The 19,773-nt window shown below is 30.9% G+C and carries 22 protein-coding genes, 1 tRNA gene and 1 pseudogene; 20 read left to right on the plus strand and 4 right to left on the minus strand.

What is annotated here, in order from left to right; genetic code table 11:
- The first annotated feature begins 3 nt into the window (after window positions 1-3).
- The 6 genes from ACIQ06_RS03075 (at window position 4) to ACIQ06_RS03100 (ending at window position 5,751) form a co-directional block, all read left to right on the plus strand.
- Window positions 4-1,350 carry an SWIM zinc finger family protein gene (locus tag ACIQ06_RS03075; RefSeq protein WP_396143821.1) on the plus strand — a complete coding sequence of 449 codons (1,347 nt, stop codon included), beginning with the start codon at window positions 4-6 and terminating at the stop codon, window positions 1,348-1,350.
- Between the two features lie 97 nt (window positions 1,351-1,447).
- On the plus strand, window positions 1,448-2,026 hold the full coding sequence (locus ACIQ06_RS03080) for a peroxiredoxin family protein (RefSeq protein ID WP_396143822.1): 579 nt from the start codon (window positions 1,448-1,450) through the stop codon (window positions 2,024-2,026).
- A 114-nt stretch (window positions 2,027-2,140) separates the two neighbouring features.
- Window positions 2,141-2,458 (plus strand): thioredoxin, encoded by a 318-nt coding sequence (gene trxA / locus ACIQ06_RS03085; protein WP_035128033.1) that lies wholly within the window; start codon window positions 2,141-2,143, stop codon window positions 2,456-2,458.
- A 304-nt stretch (window positions 2,459-2,762) separates the two neighbouring features.
- Entirely contained in the window at window positions 2,763-3,689 is a 927-nt protein-coding gene (locus ACIQ06_RS03090; protein WP_396143823.1) for a DUF58 domain-containing protein, read from the plus strand.
- A gap of 86 nt (window positions 3,690-3,775) precedes the next feature.
- Window positions 3,776-3,849, plus strand: a tRNA-Asp gene (locus ACIQ06_RS03095).
- Between the two features lie 510 nt (window positions 3,850-4,359).
- Complete coding sequence (locus ACIQ06_RS03100) at window positions 4,360-5,751, plus strand: alpha/beta hydrolase-fold protein (protein ID WP_396143824.1); 1,392 nt, start codon at window positions 4,360-4,362, stop codon at window positions 5,749-5,751.
- A 2-nt stretch (window positions 5,752-5,753) separates the two neighbouring features.
- Here ACIQ06_RS03100 and ACIQ06_RS03105 read toward each other — a convergent pair whose 3' ends face one another.
- Window positions 5,754-6,242, minus strand: coding sequence for a DUF456 domain-containing protein (locus ACIQ06_RS03105; RefSeq protein WP_396143825.1), 489 nt, complete (start codon window positions 6,240-6,242; stop codon window positions 5,754-5,756).
- A gap of 33 nt (window positions 6,243-6,275) precedes the next feature.
- Between ACIQ06_RS03105 and ACIQ06_RS03110 the strand changes: the two genes are divergently transcribed.
- Together ACIQ06_RS03110 and ACIQ06_RS03115 are read left to right on the plus strand one after the other, a co-directional pair.
- Window positions 6,276-6,647: a hypothetical protein gene (locus ACIQ06_RS03110; protein WP_396143826.1), complete on the plus strand. Its 372-nt coding sequence runs from the start codon at window positions 6,276-6,278 to the stop codon at window positions 6,645-6,647.
- 4 nt (window positions 6,648-6,651) lie between these two features.
- On the plus strand, window positions 6,652-7,131 hold the full coding sequence (locus tag ACIQ06_RS03115) for a hypothetical protein (protein ID WP_396143827.1): 480 nt from the start codon (window positions 6,652-6,654) through the stop codon (window positions 7,129-7,131).
- Here ACIQ06_RS03115 and ACIQ06_RS03120 read toward each other — a convergent pair whose 3' ends face one another.
- Window positions 7,132-8,259 carry a glycosyltransferase gene (locus tag ACIQ06_RS03120; RefSeq protein ID WP_396143828.1) on the minus strand — a complete coding sequence of 376 codons (1,128 nt, stop codon included), beginning with the start codon at window positions 8,257-8,259 and terminating at the stop codon, window positions 7,132-7,134.
- Window positions 8,260-8,330: 71 nt separating this feature from the next.
- Window positions 8,331-9,260 carry a hypothetical protein gene (locus ACIQ06_RS03125; protein ID WP_396143829.1) on the minus strand — a complete coding sequence of 310 codons (930 nt, stop codon included), beginning with the start codon at window positions 9,258-9,260 and terminating at the stop codon, window positions 8,331-8,333.
- A gap of 94 nt (window positions 9,261-9,354) precedes the next feature.
- Here ACIQ06_RS03125 and ruvC point away from each other — a divergent pair, with 94 nt between their 5' ends.
- The 4 genes from ruvC to ACIQ06_RS03145 all read left to right on the plus strand — a co-directional run bounded on the left by ruvC (window position 9,355) and on the right by ACIQ06_RS03145 (window position 12,327).
- Window positions 9,355-9,909 (plus strand): crossover junction endodeoxyribonuclease RuvC, encoded by a 555-nt coding sequence (gene ruvC, locus ACIQ06_RS03130; RefSeq protein WP_396143830.1) that lies wholly within the window; start codon window positions 9,355-9,357, stop codon window positions 9,907-9,909.
- A gap of 66 nt (window positions 9,910-9,975) precedes the next feature.
- On the plus strand, window positions 9,976-11,109 hold the full coding sequence (gene hemW / locus ACIQ06_RS03135; protein WP_396143831.1) for a radical SAM family heme chaperone HemW: 1,134 nt from the start codon (window positions 9,976-9,978) through the stop codon (window positions 11,107-11,109).
- Between the two features lie 61 nt (window positions 11,110-11,170).
- Window positions 11,171-11,923 (plus strand): cyclase family protein, encoded by a 753-nt coding sequence (locus tag ACIQ06_RS03140; protein WP_396143832.1) that lies wholly within the window; start codon window positions 11,171-11,173, stop codon window positions 11,921-11,923.
- Window positions 11,920-12,327 (plus strand): GNAT family N-acetyltransferase, encoded by a 408-nt coding sequence (locus ACIQ06_RS03145; RefSeq protein WP_396143833.1) that lies wholly within the window; start codon window positions 11,920-11,922, stop codon window positions 12,325-12,327. The genes ACIQ06_RS03140 and ACIQ06_RS03145 overlap by 4 nt, the downstream gene beginning before the upstream one ends.
- Before the next feature lie 15 nt (window positions 12,328-12,342).
- Here ACIQ06_RS03145 and ACIQ06_RS03150 read toward each other — a convergent pair.
- Window positions 12,343-12,405 (minus strand): annotated as a pseudogene (locus tag ACIQ06_RS03150) (hypothetical protein); the annotation flags it as partial.
- On the opposite strand from ACIQ06_RS03150, the gene ACIQ06_RS03155 reads away from it, so the two are divergent.
- The 8 genes from ACIQ06_RS03155 (at window position 12,388) to ACIQ06_RS03190 (ending at window position 19,772) form a co-directional block, all read left to right on the plus strand.
- Window positions 12,388-12,732, plus strand: a complete 345-nt coding sequence (locus ACIQ06_RS03155) for a GNAT family N-acetyltransferase (RefSeq protein ID WP_396143834.1) — start codon at window positions 12,388-12,390, stop codon at window positions 12,730-12,732. The pseudogene ACIQ06_RS03150 and the gene ACIQ06_RS03155 overlap by 18 nt on opposite strands.
- A gap of 5 nt (window positions 12,733-12,737) precedes the next feature.
- Entirely contained in the window at window positions 12,738-13,100 is a 363-nt protein-coding gene (locus ACIQ06_RS03160; RefSeq protein WP_396143835.1) for an MmcQ/YjbR family DNA-binding protein, read from the plus strand.
- A 298-nt stretch (window positions 13,101-13,398) separates the two neighbouring features.
- On the plus strand, window positions 13,399-13,812 hold the full coding sequence (locus ACIQ06_RS03165; protein ID WP_396143836.1) for a response regulator: 414 nt from the start codon (window positions 13,399-13,401) through the stop codon (window positions 13,810-13,812).
- A 10-nt stretch (window positions 13,813-13,822) separates the two neighbouring features.
- Window positions 13,823-14,365: a heme NO-binding domain-containing protein gene (locus ACIQ06_RS03170; RefSeq protein WP_396143837.1), complete on the plus strand. Its 543-nt coding sequence runs from the start codon at window positions 13,823-13,825 to the stop codon at window positions 14,363-14,365.
- 3 nt (window positions 14,366-14,368) lie between these two features.
- Entirely contained in the window at window positions 14,369-16,678 is a 2,310-nt protein-coding gene (locus ACIQ06_RS03175) for a PAS domain S-box protein (protein WP_396143838.1), read from the plus strand.
- Window positions 16,679-16,681: 3 nt separating this feature from the next.
- The gene (locus ACIQ06_RS03180; protein ID WP_396143839.1) at window positions 16,682-17,770 is read left to right on the plus strand and encodes an FIST signal transduction protein; all 1,089 of its coding nucleotides are present in this window, start codon (window positions 16,682-16,684) and stop codon (window positions 17,768-17,770) included.
- Window positions 17,764-19,455 (plus strand): ATP-binding protein, encoded by a 1,692-nt coding sequence (locus ACIQ06_RS03185; protein ID WP_396143840.1) that lies wholly within the window; start codon window positions 17,764-17,766, stop codon window positions 19,453-19,455. Before ACIQ06_RS03180 ends, ACIQ06_RS03185 begins: the two co-directional genes overlap by 7 nt.
- The gene (locus tag ACIQ06_RS03190; protein WP_396143841.1) at window positions 19,455-19,772 is read left to right on the plus strand and encodes an Hpt domain-containing protein; all 318 of its coding nucleotides are present in this window, start codon (window positions 19,455-19,457) and stop codon (window positions 19,770-19,772) included. The genes ACIQ06_RS03185 and ACIQ06_RS03190 overlap by 1 nt, the downstream gene beginning before the upstream one ends.
- Window position 19,773: the final 1 nt, after the last annotated feature.

Below are 19,773 nucleotides of genomic sequence, written 5' to 3' on the forward strand. Positions count from 1 at the left end.
TCTATGAACAATTTTAGTGAAGTAGAAATAAGTAATCATGCATTTTCGTCCTTAATAAGAAATGAAAAAGACATTGATTTGAGTTTGTCGCATCATGCAGAAATTCAGGAGATAAGTTCCATTCCATGTTTCTTTTGGGGAAGAATAAAAGAACCTTTTTTGGTGGCAAAATGTTTAACTACAATTTCAAAAACGGTGCGCTCTAGATTTGCATTAACTGCTCAAGAATTGGCCGCATTAAGAGATCCAATTGTAACATCAGGAAATGAGCAAATTCGATTTGAAGGATTTTCTTCTTGTAATGGTGTTTATGCGCGTTTAGATTTAATGCCCAATCATGTTGATGGTGAATTCATCGCGAGCGGCACTACCAATGTAGATTTTAATGAACCGATGATTAACGCATTATCTTCTGTTAAAAAAGAAGAAAACATGATTTTATCAGTCGGAAGCAAAGAAGTAACGATAAGTACCGATAAAGGGAAAAATATTGAAAAAAAAGTAGCTTTGCCCAATCGTTGGATAAAAGGATTGACAAGTGTTCAACATTATTTATCTGAAATGAATTTGGTTTTTGAACTTAATAAAATCAATGCAATTCAGTTATTTCAGTCATTTCCAAAGTCAATTAAAAGTGACTTATTTATAGTGAAAAGAGCTAATAAATACATGTTTTCAACTTTAGAAAGTGAGGCATCCGTAAGAATTGGTTCTGCACATAGATTGCGATTAATTGATAATTTGCTTCCTTTTATTGACAGTATGTTTATTTATCAAAGTGAAGATAAACAAGCAAGCACTTTTGTTCTAATGTTATCAAATTTGAGATTTACAATTACTTTTTCTGCCGATGCTTATCGCGGTTTTTCGGGAGAAGGAAAGGCTTTAGAACATTTAATTACTGATATTCCATTGGATTGGGTAATGAGTTTAAATAATCAATTAGAGCCCAATAAATTATTCCAACCTTCAATGATGGCAATAGAAAATGATATTTCTTTTACTTCATCAGATGCTTTAATTGCAAATCTATCAAGTATGGGAATGTTAGGTTTTGATTTAATAGAAAATCAACATTTTTACAGACGATTGCCATTTAAAATGCAACGAATTTTATCTCTAAATCCAAGATTAAAAAACGCACAAAAATTGCTTCAAGATGAAGATGTTAAGATTATTAATCAATCACCAAGTAAAGTAGAAGCAAATGTAAAAGGTAGTGACGGAATTCCACATACGGTTGTTATTGATGATAACAAATCAAGATGTACATGTAAATGGTATTTGGATCATCAAAATGAAAGAGGAAATTGCAAACACATTTTAGCGGTTAAAATTTTAGTAAATTAGTTTAGAATTGCAATTAAATCCACTAATGTCATCCATCTTACATTCCAATTATTTTGACGGCATTATCTTTGCTAAATAAATTAGAAAAAAAGCATATATGAAAAAGTTCCTTTTTATTTTGTTAGCAATTTCTGGAATAAGTTCGGCGCAAATTGCAGAGAAAGCAGAAGATATTTCACCATTATTAATTGGTGAAAAAATTCCGAAACAAGATTTGATTTCTGTTGATAATAAAGCGGTTTCTACTAGTGAGATTTTCAGCAAAAAAACTGTTTTGATTATCTATCGTGGTGGTTGGTGTCCTTATTGTAATTCGCAATTAATGGAAATGCAAGAAATTGAAAATCAAATAATTGCATTAGGTTATCAAATTGTTGCAATCAGTCCAGATTCTCCAAAATTTTTAAAAGAAACTACCAAAGAAGACAAATTAAGCTACCAATTATTTTCAGATAGTGATGGAAAATTTTCTGAGGCTTTGGGAATTGCTTTTAAACGTGAAAAGCCAAAATTAGAGAAATACTCAGAAGGGAAAAATCCGGGTTTTCTTCCAGTTCCATCGGTATATATATTGGATGAAAATAGAGAAATTGAGTTTTTATACATCAATCCAAATTACACAAAACGATTGAAAGGTGAAATGTTGCTTGCTGTTTTAAAGTCACTTGAAAATTAAATTCATCAATTCTTTCAATAAAAAAATAGTTAAAAGTAATGTAAGTTACAATTCAGAAGCGAAATGTTTCTTTATCTTTGTACTTCAAAATTAATAAACTAAATATAAAAAAATATGGCATTAGCAATAACAGATGCTACTTTTGATGAAGTAGTATTAAAATCAGACAAACCAGTAGTAGTAGATTTTTGGGCAGCTTGGTGTGGACCATGTAGAATGGTTGGACCAGTTATCGATGAGGTTTCTGCAGAATACGAAGGTAAAGCTGTAGTAGGAAAAGTAGATGTAGACGCCAATCAAGAATTTGCTGCAAAATACGGAGTTAGAAACATTCCAACGGTTTTAATTTTCCAAAACGGAGAAGTTGTTGGTCGCCAAGTTGGTGTTGCTCCAAAGAAAACTTATACAGATGCTATAGACGCATTACTATAATAAATTAATAATAATTGTTTTGAAACCCTTTGAAAAGAAATTTTTGAAGGGTTTTTTTATGATTTATGCTGATGAATGTCAGTAGCGAATCATTCGGGCATCTTCAGTAATCCCTATTCCTGCTGCCTTTCCAATCTTTTTTTATTGCCTCGGGTTTAAACCCGAGGCAATAAAAAAAGGATATTCCCTTGCATCAGGGCTAATTAGTATACCATTTTTGTAAAAATCAATTTTCAATACAACTTTGTGAAACTTTTAAACTTTTAAATTTTTAAACTCTTAAACTTTTATTTACATTTGAACTATGAGGATAGAAGAACAAAAGGAAATAATATCAGGTTTCAAACATCTTGAATTACTTGCTAATCAAGTAGTCGAAGGGTTTATTTCAGGAATGCACAAGTCACCATTTCATGGGTTTTCTGCTGAGTTTGCTGAACACAAAATTTACAATTCAGGAGAAAGCACCAAACATATTGATTGGAAACTTTTTGCCAAAACCGATAGGTTATATACCAAACGATTTGAAGAAGAAACCAACCTTCGTTGTCATTTGATTATTGATAATTCGTCTTCAATGCATTTTCCAAAATTGAAAAGTGATCAACCTTTTTATGAAAGTAAAATTGGTTTTTCGGTTCTAGCTTCGGCAGTTTTAATGAATTTGCTAAAAAAACAAAGAGATGCCGTTGGATTAAGTGTTTTTTCAGACAAATACGAATATTATGCACCAGAAAAAGGAAGCGATAGACATCATAGAATGTTGTTAAATCAGTTAGAAAATTTACTTGAAAATTCTAAGACTCCAAAGAACACTGACACTATTACTTATCTCCATTTAATTGCTGAAAAGATGCATCGTCGTTCTATGATTGTTCTTTTTACAGATATGTTTCAAGACGGAAATCAAGAGCAGCTTTTTAATGCGTTACAGCATCTAAAACACAACAAACATAAAGTAGTAGTTTTTCATGTAATTGATGAAAAAACCGAGTTAAATTTCAATTTTGACAACACGCCAAGAAAGTTTATTGACGTAGAGTCTGGTGAAATTATCAATTTATATGCTGAAAATATTAAAGAAGAGTATGAAAAAAACGTCTCAGAGTACTTCAAAAAGTTGTCATTAACCTGTGCTCAGAACAAAATTAAGTATGTTCCAGTAAATGTGGGAGCAAATTTTGAAAAAATTCTTACTACATACTTGGTTGAAAAACAAAACTTTGGTTGATTTCATTGAAATTAATTGAAAAAAAATTTAAAAAATAGTTGCAGAAATAAAAAACGTATGTATATTTGCAACCGCAATAAAGCGATGGTTTGGTAGTTCAGTTGGTTAGAATACATGCCTGTCACGCATGGGGTCGCGGGTTCGAGTCCCGTCCAGACCGCTAAATTGGGAAAAGCACTTCAGAAATGAAGTGCTTTTTTGCCCAAAAAGCATATGAAATGAATTCAAGAACAATTGTTAAAGTTCTTAAGGTCATTCAAAATTAGTTGTGTTGTTTCGCTACGACTTTGTAACTCGTAGCACGGTTTAGTAGTTAGACCAATGAAAAGCTTTCCACTTTTGTGGATGGCTTTTTTGTTTTTTAACAAACAAATAGTTTAGTGGTCTTGTCTTTTTGGTTTTGTAATTATTCCAAATATTAATTTAATTATCTATCTTAGTGATTTAAAAAATTGTTTTTAAAGCTTTAAATAGAATAATAATTTTTCAACAGAATTTCTAAAGGACTATTGTAAAGTATATTTATTTAAATATACTAGTTTTTTAAATCATCAGAAATTTAAAATGTAAATTCTAAAATTAAGAAATGTAGTGATTTAAAGGTAAAATTAACTTGTATAGAGATAAAATAAACTGCTAAATAGTTGTAAATTAAAACATAGGTCAAAACATGAAAAAATTGGTTCTAGTACTTTCATTATTCTTTTTTTGTTATTCTGCAGCACAAGTAACATTACGAATTACTTCTGTTCCCACTAGTACGCCATCAAATGCAACCATTTATTTGGCAGGCACAATCAATAATTGGAATGCGATGAGTGCATCACACATTATGCAACCCGATGGTTTGGGCGCAAGGACTATAGTAATTCCTGAAGGAGTAGGCACTGTTGAATTTAAATTTACTAGAGGCAGTTGGGCAACAGTGGAAGGGAATGCCTCTGGCGGCTTTTTGCCAAATAGAACTTTTACCTTTACAGGAAGTCCTCAAGTAATAAATCTTAACGTTCAATCTTGGGAAGATATTTCTGGCTCTGGCTCTAACAGCACTGCTTCAAGTAATGTGCAAATTCTCAATCCTAGTTTTTTTATTCCACAGTTAAATAGAAATAGAAAAATATGGATTTATCTTCCGCCAGATTATTACACAACTACAAAAACGTATCCAGTAATCTACATGCAAGACGGCCAAAATTTATTTGATAATTTAACGTCTTTTTCTGGAGAATGGCAAATTGATGAAACGCTAAATTCGTTGCATGCGCAAGGAAATTATGGTGCTATAGTAGTAGGAATAGATAATGGCGGTGCTGAGAGGTTAAACGAATATTCGCCTTGGAATAATGCACAGTACGGCGGCGGTCAAGGCGATTTATATATGCAATTTGTAGGCGAAACGCTAAAACCCTATATTGATTCAAATTTTAGAACAAAGCCGCAACCACAGTTTAATGCCTTATTAGGAAGCTCTATGGGTGCATTTATTGCTACTTATGGTGGTGTTAAATATCCAAACTTATTTTCTAAAATCGGAATATTTAGTCCGGCTTATTGGTTTTCTTTATCTAGCATGAGTTCGTATATTTCGTCTACTACAAATAATCTAGAAAATCTACGATTGTACTTTGTTGCAGGCCAAAACGAATCTACTACAATGGTTCCCAATATCAATACAATTCAATCTAATTTTTCTAGTAAGGGCGTGAGTTCTTCAAATATATTTAGCAAGTTTGATAGTTACGGAACCCATACAGAAGTCTATTGGCGAGGCGAATTTGCAGCAGCTTACCTTTGGTTGTTTCAAAATGAAAACCTTCAAAACGAAAGTTTTACTTCAAATCAAGTACAAATTTTTCAAAACAACAATAGCGAGCTTATGGTTAGTGGTTTAGATGAAGAAACTGAATTTGCTATCTATTCGCTTCTAGGACAAAAAATTGGAACCATAAAATTGAGAAATGGTCAAAATGCCATTGATGCACAGTACCAAAAAGGAATTTATTTTTTAATATCACAAAATACTACTAAGTTACACAGCACCAAGTTATATTTTAACAAATAATTTTAAAAATAGTTTTTTACAGCTACAAAAAGAAATAAAATTAGAAAGGACAAACAAACCATAAATTTCATAAATGTAGATACTAAAAATCCAATAAAGGCTCCTGTAGCAGCTTTTAGAGCTCCTTTTTTATCGTCAAAATTATAAATCAATTCTCCAATAAAAGCTCCAACAAACAATCCAATAATAAAACCTATCGGCGGAAAAAATAATCCAATGATTAATCCAATATTGGTTCCCCAAACACCATATTTAGTTCCTCCAAATTTTTGAGTTCCTTTTGATGGAATAACATAATCTAAAACAGAAATAATTATGGTTAACACGAGTGTTATTCCAAGAACCCAATAATTATTTTCTACAAAGCTTGTTAAGTATAGTAACAAAAGGCCAAACCAGCTTATAGGAGGTCCTGGTAAAGCAGGAAGAAAGCTTCCTAATAAGCCAAGAATACAACATAGAAACCCAAGAACAACTAATATAATATCCATTGAAATAAATTTTTAGTATTTTTGAAAACGAATATGAGAAAAATAATTCAAATAGCGGTATTTTTTAGTCTAATTTTTTGTGTCACAAGTCAATCTTTTGGGCAACAGACAGTATCTGTAGACCCAGATATTGCTATAAAAGAAACACTTTATACAAAGTATAAAAAAGAAGTACTTTCTTTTGATAAAAAAGATTTTGACACTTTGTTTTTTGAGTTTTTTCAGAAGCAATCTGACAGTAAAATTACTTTGACTAAAGAAGAATATTATACTTATACCATTAAAATTGCTATTTATTCAGAAAAATTAGGACTTTTGTATAAAGACCAAAAAGAAGAATCTGATAAAGCAAAGCAAGAATGGTTCAATAAAAGCTATGCTGAGTATTTAAAATCCAAACCATAATCTTTTGAAAAAAATTGTTTCTTATATCTTGTTAATTTCTTTAGTTTCTTGTCAATATTTTGAGAAGCAAGTGCCTTCTGAACAAGAATTGTTGGAAAAAGAAATGAAGGAAATCAATTGGAAAGAAGTTGATGAGTATCCATCTGTTGCAGACTGTGAAGCCATTTCAGACGAAAGACTACGTAAACAATGTTTTTTTGAGTTTTTAGCGAGTACAATTCAACAAAAGCTAAGTGTAGATACTTTATCTATTTTGTATCCAGAATTAGACACAATAGAGGTTAGGGTTACGGTCAATCCTGATGCTTCAATGCAATTTGAGCCACAATTTCCAAAAGATACTGTCGCTTATGATACCATTAAAATTGATAGTATTCTAAGAGTAAAATTAGTGGATTTTCCGAAAGTAAATCCAGCCATAAAACGCGGAATTCCTGTAAAAACTCAATTTGTTTTACCAGTTATAATCAAGACTGAAAAATAATTATTTAGTAAAATTTCTTCCTTTCCAAGTAAAACCTCCAACAAGCGAGTAGAGTCCAACAAAACTCGAAAAGAAAGGATAAACCAAACTACTAGCCAACGGAAAAATAAATTTACCTTTTCTCAAATATTGATTCGATTTCAAAAGCAATAAATAATCCACAAAATATTTAACTGAAAAGACAATTAGTAAAGTTTTCCAGTTAAGAGAATTTGTAATCAATAAATACAAACCAACAATCAAACTCAAGTTCATTGCCAGTACAACAACAGCTAAACTTTTAGAATAATATCCAGAATATCCAGTTGTTTTACTTGCCCATCGCACACGTTGCATAAACAATTTGTACAAATCATTTTCGGGTTTTGTTTTTACAATTGTGTCTGTGTTTTTTATGTAGTGTACTTTATCAGTATGATTTTTTAATGCTTTTTGTAAAAGAAAAACATCGTCACCACTTGCCATTTTGTTGTTTCCACCAAAACCTCCAATTTCATTAAAAAGTTTTTTTGTGTAAGCAAAGTTCGCTCCGTTGCACATAAATGGTTTTCCAATGCCAAAACTTCCAATCGTAGTTCCTTGCAAACTCAATAAATCCAATTGCTGAAACTGATGAAACCAGTTGTTTTTAGTTTTATAAACCACAGCGCCAACAACCATTTCGGCGTTATTTTTTTGAATAAAATCATCTAAAGTCAACAGCCAGTTTTTATTTACTGTACAATCGGCATCAGTTGTTACAACCCATTCATGTTTCAAAATCGGAATAGCTCTGGAAATAGCATCTTTTTTCGGAGAATTGGATAAACGTAAATTTTCTAAAAGAGTCGTTTCAATCAATCCATTTTCCATTCTCCATTTGATGTAAACACGTTCAGAAGCATCGGTTGAAAAATCATCAACGAGAATAATTTCAAATAAATCCTTTGGATAATTTAGCTTAGAAATTGATTTTAAAAGTTTCGGTAAATTCTTTTCTTCATTCCTAAACGGAACAATTATCGAGAATTTAGTAACAGGTTTTTCATCCGTTCTTACAAAAGTTTTGACCTTATCAAAGCCAAATATCAGTTGCAAAATAAACACAACATAAATTACCAAAACAACGAATAATACTATTTCAATCATAAGTGACTATTTTACACGAATTTAAAAAAATAAAAAGATAAATAATTCAATCTTATTAAAATCTTTGTGACTTAGCGTCTTTGTGGCAAAACCTTAAAAATCATAACATAATAACTACCAAATACCACAGGCAAAACCACATTTAAAAACCACATCAGCATCGTAACAAAAACCACAATCCATTCGTTAACGCCAAGCAATCCAAAGAAATAAATCGCCAAACTTCCTTTTAATGCAAAGTCCAAAAACTGAAAACTCGGAACAACTGAAGCTAAAAAATAGACAGTTGTAATAGTTGCCATTAAAGTTGAATAAGGCAAATCGACATCAAATGCCAAAAACAAGAAATAATATTGATGCGAAAAAACCAAGTAACGACAAAATCCTAAAATCAAGTTCTTACGATGAATTTTCTTCGGAATTTCATTAATTTTTTCAATTAAATCTTCAATAGAATAGCCTTTAATTTTGATTTTTTTCGTGAAATAAGAAAACAGAAAGAAGGCAATTGTAAAAGCTATTATTCCAAAACTCCAAAGCCAATAGCCTAAAATCATCATGCCCAGAATACCAAAAATTCCAGTAGCGACTATTTGAACGCCGTTGCAAATTAAGTTCAGAAAAATAATTTTCTTAGTATCTTTTTTCTCAAAATACAATGCTTTTCCAGCATATTCACCAACGCCAACCGGAGTAAAAACTCCTAAAGTTAGAGCGGCAAGAACTTGTTTCGTAGCTTCATTTACAGAAATAGGTTTTACAACTTGAGCCAGATTTTGCCATTTCAGAATTTCAAAAAAACGATTCAAAAAACTAAAAAATAAGATAAACGAAATTCCAGCAAATGATTGATTTTTATGAAATAAAACCAAAAATTTATCCCATTCCAATTTGTCATTGGAAGCCAATTGGTTGTAAATAAAATAAAATGCACCAACAACAATCAAAAGTTTGACTGAAAAAACCAAGAATTGTTTAGCTTTGTGAGGAATTGTAATCATTGATGCAAAGTAAAGGAAAACCCTTTTCGTTTCCTAACTGGTTTTGGAAACTCATTACAAAAAACTTTGTGACTTAGCGTCTTAGTGGCAAAATATGGCAAACGAAAGAATAATTTTAGGAATCGACCCAGGAACAACCATCATGGGTTTCGGATTGATAAAAGTAGTCAACAAGAAAATGGAATTTCTGCAGTTGAATGAGTTGATATTGAGTAAATACGACAACCATTATCAGAAATTAAAAGTCATTTTTGAAAGAACCATCGAGTTAATAGAAACGCATCATCCAGATGAAATTGCCATTGAAGCACCATTTTTTGGAAAAAACGTTCAATCCATGTTAAAACTTGGAAGAGCTCAAGGCGTTGCTATGGCTGCAGGGTTATCACGTCAAATACCAATTACCGAATACGAACCCAAAAAGATAAAAATGGCAATAACCGGAAACGGAAACGCCAGCAAAGAGCAAGTTGCTAAAATGCTACAACAACTTTTAGGATTAAAAGAATTACCAAAAAATTTAGATTCTACTGATGGATTGGCAGCAGCCGTTTGCCATTTCTTCAACTCAGGAAAAGTAGTTGGCGAAAAAAGTTATTCAGGTTGGGATGCTTTTGTAAAAAATAATGAATCTCGGGTAAAAAAATAGTATTCAGTAATCAGTGTTCAGTTGGCAGTTTTGAGCACTGAACACTGAGCACTGAACACTAAAAATATGTCAGGAATATACATACACATCCCTTTTTGCAAGCAAGCGTGTCACTATTGCGACTTTCATTTTTCAACTTCATTGAAGAAAAAGGACGAGATGGTTTTGGCATTGGCTAAAGAAATTGAAATGCGTAAAAGTGAGTTTCAAGATGAAGTTGTTGAAACCATTTATTTTGGTGGTGGAACGCCGAGTATTTTAGAAATTTCTGATTTGAAATTGTTAATTGATGCAGTTTATTCTAATTATAATGTAACTGAAAATCCTGAAATTACGGTTGAAGCCAATCCAGATGATTTATCGAAAGAACGAATTATCGAATTGTCAAACAACAAAATCAATCGCCTTTCTATCGGAATTCAATCGTTTTTTGAAGACGATTTGAAAATGATGAATCGCGCTCATAATTCTGCGGAAGCTAAAGAATGTCTCGAATTTGCAACACGATATTTTGATAATATTTCGGTTGATTTAATTTACGGAATTCCTAATATGAGTAACGAAAAATGGCTTAAGAATATCGAAACAGCTTTGTCTTTTAATATTTCACATATTTCAAGTTATGCTTTGACGGTTGAACCCAAAACCGCTTTGCATTCGTTTATTCAAAAAGGAATAATTCCACAGCCAGACGATGAAGTGGCTCAGGAACATTTTCAGATTTTGGTCGATAAACTATCCGAAAATGATTTTATTCACTATGAATTATCAAATTTCGGAAAAGAAAATTATTTTTCTAAAAACAATTCAAGTTATTGGTTGGGCAAAAAATACATCGGAATTGGTCCTTCGGCACACAGTTACGACGGTGAAAAACGAGGTTGGAATGTGTCAAATAATTCATTATATTTAAAATCAATATCCGAAAATAAACTACCATCAGAAACCGAAATTTTATCTAAAACCGATAGATATAACGAATATGTTATGACAGGTTTGCGAACCATTTGGGGAATTTCTTTAGACCGAATTGAAACTGAATTTGGCAAAACCTATTTAGACTATATTAACCAACAAGCAGCGAAATATATTGAAGATCATTTACTTTTTGTAGATGAAAACATTTTACGAACTACCAAAAAAGGTAAATTTTTAAGTGACGGAATTGCTTCCGACTTATTTTTATTAAATTTGGAGTAAAAGTAAAGCAGAAAAATCCGTTAAATCCGCGTTTGAAAATCCGTTAAATCCGCGTTCCATTATGATTGCATTCATTGACAATAAATATCAAGTCGACCTATCAAAACCAATTGATATTTCCATTCCATTATCCAATACTGATGAAAATCCGATTGCGTGGTACATTGAAAAACCCGAAATTGAACCAGTAAAATTTGGCGATTGGATAGGAAAAGTTTCCGAAGGAAGTTCGACCAATTTCAATAATATTTTCTTCAATCCACACGGTCACGGAACGCACACCGAATGTCTCGGACACATTACGCGAGATTTTTATTCGATAAATCAATGTTTGAAACAGTTTTTCTTCAAAGCTGAATTAATTTCGATTACACCAGAAGATATAAATAGTGATTTGGTAATTACAAAAAATCAAATAGAAAGAGCATTAAACGGAAAAATTCCTGAAGCAATTATAATCAGAACATTATCAAATTCAGAATCGAAAAAGCATAAAAATTATTCCAAAACCAATCCGCCATATTTAGCAGAAGAAGCAGCAATTTACATCCGAGAAATCGGAATTCAACATTTATTAATCGATTTGCCAAGTGTGGATAGAGAAGAAGACGAAGGAAAATTATTGGCGCATAAAGCATTTTGGAATGTAAAAAATGTAAATAATTTAAACGACGATGCACGATTGAATTGCACAATTACAGAAATGATTTTTGTAGAAGATACTATTCAAGACGGAAATTATATACTAAATCTACAAATTGCTTCGTTTGAAAATGATGCTTCGCCATCAAAACCTATTTTGTATAAAATATGATTTCAGTTTCAACAGACAAATCAAAACTTGATATTCCGTTTATTCAAAACTTTTTGAAAGACGTTTATTGGGCTGCAGGTAGATCAATGGAAGAAGTTCAAACTACAATTGATAGTTCGTTTTGTTTCGGAATTTACTTAGACGATAAGCAGATAGGTTTTTGCCGTGTAATCACCGATTATGTAGTTTTTGCTTATGTAATGGATGTTTTTATAATTGATGAATATCGCGGAAAAGGCTATTCATCAATTTTAATAAACGCCATGATGAGCGAACCCAAATTGCAAGAAGTCAAAATTTGGCGATTAGCAACATCTGACGCACATTTTTTATATGAGAAATTCGGATTTAATAGTTTAGCTCATCCTGAAAAAATGATGGAAAAGGTAATTAAAACTTCTTGATTTATGATTACAGTTTCAACAGATAAAACAAAACTCAATGTTCCGTTCATTCAAAACTTTTTGAAAGATACCTATTGGGCAAAAAACAGAACAATAGAAACTGTTCAAGTTTCAATTGATAATTCGTTATGTTTTGGTATTTATTATGATAATGAGCAAGTTGGATTTGCAAGAGTGATTACCGATTTAGTTTCTATTGCTTATCTGATGGATGTTTTTATTATTGATGAACATCGAGGAAAAGGATATTCGTCAATTTTGATGAGGACAATTATTGATGAACCTTTATTGAGTGACATCAAAATTTGGGGATTAGCAACTCTTGATGCCCATTTTTTATATAAAAAATTTGGATTTACTTCTGTTGATAATCCAGAGAAATTAATGGAACGAATTATTAAATAATAAATATGAATATTCAACAACTCTACGAATTCTGTTTGTCCAAAAAAGGTGTAACCGAGCACTTTCCTTTTGATGAAGACACTTTAGTATTTAAAGTTGGTGGAAAAATGTTTTGTCTCACTTCGTTAAAAGAATGGGAAAATGGAACGCCATCATTAAATTTAAAATGTGATCCAGAAAAGGCATTAGAACTTCGTTCCGAATATGAAGCCATAAATCCGGGTTATCACATGAGTAAAATTCATTGGAATACTATCGATTTTAATGGTGATGTTTCTAATAAAATGATGTTGGAACTTATAAATCATTCTTACGATTTGGTGTTTGCAAGTTTGACAAAAAAAGTACAAAGTGAAATAAAACAATAAATTTTAAATAAGATAATTCTTATATTTTAAAATCACATAGGTTTATAAACGTATTTTTTTACACTTCATCCGATTTCTTTAAAAGTGCTGTTTTTGCTAATGTAGACATAATTCGACAAAAGTTATTACTTCAATTTTGTTATTAATTTATGATTTTATAGTTAACTACTTTTTGAAAACCATTCGTCTATACTTTTTTACCATTCGTCTACACTTATAGTTAGACGAACGAAAATAATAAGTAAATCGATATGGTTTGAACTACTTTTGATGTTGGATAAATACGCAAAATTTAAAAATGATAAAATCACTGAATATTCTTTTAATTGAGGATGACACTATTGAAGTGATGAAATTCAATAGAGTTGTTAAAACTCTTAACTTGAATCACAAAATTATTGAAGCAAATAATGGTGAAGAAGCTCTTGAAATTCTTAGAATTAAAGAGATTATACCAGATATTATTTTGCTTGACTTAAATATGCCTAAACTTAATGGATTGGAGTTTTTGAGAATTCTTAAAAACGATGAATCGTTAAAGTTTATTCCTTCTATAGTTTTAACAACTTCAAGTAACCATAAAGATTTGTTAGAGTGCTATAAAATAGGAATTGCTGGCTATTTACTTAAACCTTTAAAATACGACGATTACATGGAGCGAATTAAGAAGCTGCTTGATTATTGGAGTATTAACGAACTAATTTCACAATAAAACATATATTATGTACGGAATTGTAAACAAAGCTATTCAAGATTTAGTAATTACAAATTTTGGAGAACAAAAATGGGAAGACATCAGAGAGCGAAGTGGTATAGAAGAAGATTTCTTTATCAGTAGTGAAGCCTATGATGATGATATTACTTATAAGTTAGCTGGTGCAGTTTCTGAAGAAATGAACATGTCTGTAAAAGATGTGTTAATTGCTTTTGGTGAATGGTGGGTAATGAAAACTACAAAAGAAAAATATGCTGGATTAATGGAATCTGGCGGTTCAACTTTAAAAGAATTTTTAGTAAATTTACCTTTATTTCACAATCGAGTAATGCTTATTTATCCAAAACTTACACCACCAGAATTTAAAGTTAGTGAAGTTTCAGAAAAAAGTCTTAACTTACATTACTTTTCTAAAAGAGAAGGATTGCAAGATTTTGTGCGTGGTTTAATTCAAGGATTGGGAAAAATGTTTAACACTCCTGTTGAAATTGAACTAGTGCAAACTCGTGACGATGGAGATTCACACGAAATTTTTAAAGTAAGCTGGTAAAAAATGAGCAATTTTCAATTCAATTTTAATGTAGACGAATTCAATTCAATTTTTCCTTTTTACATTTTAATTGATGAAGAATTAAAAATAAAATGTATAGGAAAATCATTAGCAAAACTGCTGCCTAAAGAATTTATAGGTAGCAGTTTTGTTGATTTATTTGAATTTCAAAGACCTCATTTCGATGAGTTAAATATTCAAAATATTAATCAAACGTTCAATCAATTGGTGATTTTCAATCCTAAAATTGATGCTTCCATTTCTTTAAGAGGTCAAATAAATTCGTTTCATAATAATTATCTTTTTGTAGGTACACCATGGTTTAGTTCTATACAAGATGTTGTAGATAAGAAACTTACGCTTCATGATTTTGCATTTCATGACCCGTTATTAGATTTATTACATGTATTAAAAAATCAAGAAATAAATAACGAAGAACTTAAAGAATTACTTCAAACTTTAAACAATCAACGTAAACTTCTTAAGAAAGATAAAGAAGAACTCAATAAACTTTCTGTAGTTGCTAGTGCTAATAATAATGGCGTAGTTTTTACAAAACCAGACGGAACAATATATTGGTGCAACGATGCTTATGTAAATTTAACTGGTTATTCAAAAGAAGAAATTTATGGCAAAACACCAGTAGAAATTGGGAGATTGCCAGAATCAAGTGTTGAACAGATTAGAAAAATGGTAGCGGCTTTTGGAAATAACGAACCATTTGATGTAGAAATTTTACATAAAACTAAGTCAGGAAAAACGTTTTGGTCGCGTACAAAAGGTCAACCTATTAAAGATGCAAATGGAACTACTATTCAATATTTTGCTATGGTTGATGATGTAACAAAAGAAAAAATAAAAGAAGAACGATTACAAATTCTATCTTCAATTGCTGACGTTAATATAAATGCAGTAATTATATGTGATAAGGATGGTAAAATAGAATGGGTAAATAATAGTTTCGAAAATATAACCGGTTATAAATTAGCGGAGGTTATTGGCAAAACTCCTGGTTCCATTTTACAAGGTGAAGAATCAAACCCAGATACAGTAAAGTACTTAAGAGATCAAATAAAAGCCGGTGAATCATTTAATTGTGAAATATTAAATTACTCAAAATCTAAAAATAAATATTGGATTCGTATTCAAGGTCAACCATTAAAAGATAAGAATGGTGAATTGATAAAGTATTTTGCTATCGAAGAAGATATTAGCTTAGAGAAAAAATATTACGAAAGTATAAAAACTGAAAAAGAAAAATACAGCAACATTATTGCCAACATGAATATGGGATTGTTGGAAGTTGATAATCAAGATACAATTCTATTGGCAAATCAATCTTTTTGCGAAATGAGTGGTTATACTTTACTTGATTTAATAGGCACAAAAGCTTCTGATTTGCTCTCTAATATTAGTGATAAAAAAGTCATCCAAACAAAAAATGAAATGCGAAGTTCAGGCATATCTGATTCGTATGAAGTTACTGCTAAAACTAAAGATGGGCAGACAAAATTTTGGATGATAAGTGGTGCTCCAAATTATAATGTAAACGGAGAGATTGTTGGTTCTATAGGTGTTCACCTCGATATTACACAACAAAAATCGCTTGAATTACAAAAAGAACAATTACTTGTTCGGTTAGAAAAACAAAATGAACAGCTAAACGAATATGCGCAAATTGTTTCCCACGATTTAAAATCGCCTTTGCGAAGTATTCACTCCTTAATTTCTTGGATTAAAGAAGATAATATAGGTGAATTTAGTCCGCAATCTGTTGAGTATCTTAAAATGATTGAAAGCAAAGTAGAAAAAATGGATCACTTAATTCAAGGAATCTTGACGTATTCTAAAATGGATACACTAGACCTTTCTAGTGAGAAAATAGATGTAAATGATGTAGTAAAGAATATCATCAATATTATTCATATACCAGATAATATTCAAGTGAGCATTAAAAATCTATTACCAACAATTATTGCAGATAAATACAGAATTCAACAATTATTTCAAAATTTAATTGGCAATGCGGTGACTTACATCGATAAAATAAACGGATTGGTGGAAGTCGATTTTACAGAAGAAGAAGAGCATTTTATTTTTTCAATCAAAGATAATGGTCCTGGAATTGCCTTAGAAAATCAAGAAAAAATATTCAAAGTTTTTCAATCGTTTACCAAAAATGAAAAATCTACAGGAATTGGTTTATCTATTGTAAAAAGAATTGTAGATAACTATAAAGGTGAAATTTGGATTGAGAGTCAGCTAACTATTGGAACAACTTTTTTCGTCAAATTACCCAAAAAATATAATTAAAATATGAGTTCTTACTACTTAAATAGCCCATTAGAAATAAAAAATGCATTACAATCAATACAAAATGATGTATCGATTCAATCGCTAATGGTTTGTGTTACCGACAAAAGTCGTTCAGCTGTGGCAAGTTTAATTGATGACCTAAATTCACTTCAATTACCCTTTTTTGGCGGAATTTTTCCTGAAATTATTTTCGAAAATAAAAGACAGCAAGAAGGAGTTTTAATTATTACTTTAGATTATGAAGTCGATAATTATATTGTAAAACTTGATGATGAAGCCGAAATTGGCAATCAAATTGAGCATATTTGCGATACTATTCAACCAAATGCCAATACCACTTGGGTTTATGTAGATTGTTTTAGCAGTAATAAAACAGTATTTATAGAATCCTTATACCAAAATTTGGGCTATACTTTTACTTATGTTGGTGGCGGCGCAGGCTCGCTTTCGTTTGAACAAATCCCTTCTGTTTTTAATAATTCAGGAATATATAAAAACGCAGCCATTTTAGCATTTGCTACTACCAATTTGTCGCTAGGAGTTGCTCATGGTTGGAGTCCGATTTCAGAAAAATTAAAAGTTACAAAAGCCAAAGGAAACAATATCATTTCTATAGATTGGAAGCCAGCAGTTGACGTTTATACGGCTATCGTCGAGCAACATTCTAATAGTAAATTTGAAGAACAAGGTTTTTTCGAATTAGCCAAATCGTATCCTCTAGGAATGGTAAAAGTAGGTGGTGATATTATTGTTAGAGATCCAATAATGATTCAAGACGACGAACTTGTTATTGTTGACAAAGTTAATGAAGGCGAGTTTGTACAAATTCTAAATGGAGACATGAATTCACTACTTTCTGGCGCGAAAAACGCCAAACTATTGGCTCATGGAACTTCTAATAATAAAAACGTTTTTTGCATCGATTGCATATCAAGAGTGCTCTATATGAACGATGATTTTCAGGACGAAATTGATATTATAAAAGGAAATCAAACTTTAAACGGAGTTTTAACGATTGGCGAGATAGCTAACAATAGCCAAACTTTCCTCGAAATTTTTAATAAAACAACAGTGGTTATCACATGGTAAATACAATCGATTTTAATAGTATTCTTTTAAGTTTAATTTACAAAATTTCTTCGCTAAAAACAGAAGAAGAGTTAATTAAAAAAGCAACGCCCGATATTTTAAAGAAATTTAATTGCTTTGCTGGAGTAGTTGTGTCTTTTTCTAATAATGAAGAAAAAATAATTATTCCCAAAAATTTTAGTAATAATCCAAAATGGGTCAGTTTAAAAGAGCAAATTTTAAGTAAGTTTCAACAAAAGCAATTTGATAAGTACGAAACTGTTGAGGATGAAGATTATTATTACGCTTTTAGACTATCAAAATACGGATTACTAATTCTTGGTAGTTCACAACGATTTGAAGAAGGTCTGTTCCATGAAATGTATAATTTGGCCGAGTACTTTGGTAAGAATTTGACCAATGCAGCCTTCGGATTGGAACGTTTAGAAAAAGATAAAATTATTGCGCAGCAAATTCAATTACAAGATTTGTTGATACAAATTTCTACCAAATATATTAATGCTGATTTATCTGATATAAACGGAATGATTAACCAATCACTAAAGCAGATGGGTGAGTTTGTTGAAGCAGATAGAAGCTATATTTTTGATTATGATTTTGTGAAAAGCACAACAAGTAACACCCACGAATGGTGCGCAGATGGTATTGAACCAGAGATTCACAATCTACAAGAAACCCCAATTGAGTATATCCCTCAATGGCTAGAATTTCATAAAAAAGGAATGGCTTTTTATGTTGAAGATGTAAGTAAGCTTCCAGACGAAGGTGAATTTGGACTAAGAGCAATTCTAGAACCACAAGGAATAAAAAGTTTAATTGCTATTCCGATGATAAAAGCAGAGCAATTGATTGGCTTTGTTGGTTTTGATGCTGTAAAAAAGAAACACGAATATTCTGATAGTGAAAAAAATATTCTTTTTGTTTTTGCAAACATGCTAGTAAATGTTATACAACGAAAAGAAAACGAAGAACGAATAAAAGAGCAAGAAGAGAAAAAAGAGATTCTATTGCAAAATCTAGAAAAGCAAAACAAAGAATTGAGCGACTATGCTCACGCGGTTTCTCACGATTTAAAAGCTCCTTTAAGAAATATCAACGCATTGATCAATTGGATAAAAGAAGATAATGTCGACAAATTTGATGATCAAACCTTAGAGTCATTTGATATGATGTTCCAAAATCTAGAAAAAATGGATCATCTTATTATTACCATTTTAGATTATTCATCAATTGATAAAATAGATACTGTTTCAACAAATTTCAATTTAAATGAAGTTGTCAACGATTGTTTGAATAGGTTAGAAATACCTTCTAGTTTTAAAATCATTGTTTCAGATGCTTTACCAAATGTTCATGGTAACAAACAACGAATGACGCAAGTTTTTCAAAATCTAATTCAAAATGCAATCGATTATAATGAAAGTGAAACTCCATTAATCGAAATTGATTGTACTGAAAACGAAGCGTTTTACACAATTAAAGTTAAAGATAACGGAGTAGGAATAAAAGAAGAATACACCGACAAAATTTTTAATTCGTTTATGAAATTACATAATAATTTTAATTCGACTGGTTTAGGATTGTCTATAGCAAAACGAATTGTAGAATCTAAAGGAGGAAAAATTTGGGTCGAAAGCGAGGAAAATAAAGGGTCAACATTTTATTTTACAATACCAAAAAACTAATGGAACAGCCTAATTCAGAATACATTAATCAACTTGCTGGCGATAATCAAGAGTTTAAGTTAAAAGTAATTTCAATTTTAAAAAGAGAGTTACCAGAAGAAATTGAATTGTACCAAAATTATATTGGTAGTAACAATTATTTACTAGCGGCAGAGAGCGTTCATAAACTTAAACATAAAGTTTCTATTCTTGGTCTAGAAAAAAGTTACTATATTGCCGAAGAATATGAAGATAATTTAAAAGAAAATTCTACTAATTTGCAGTCTGATTTTGAAGCTATTTTAAAACGAATGCAAGATTTTGTAGCTACATTATAAA

The organism is Flavobacterium sp. (genome assembly GCF_044341265.1).
In the GTDB taxonomy this organism is placed as follows: Bacteria; Bacteroidota; Bacteroidia; order Flavobacteriales; family Flavobacteriaceae; genus Flavobacterium.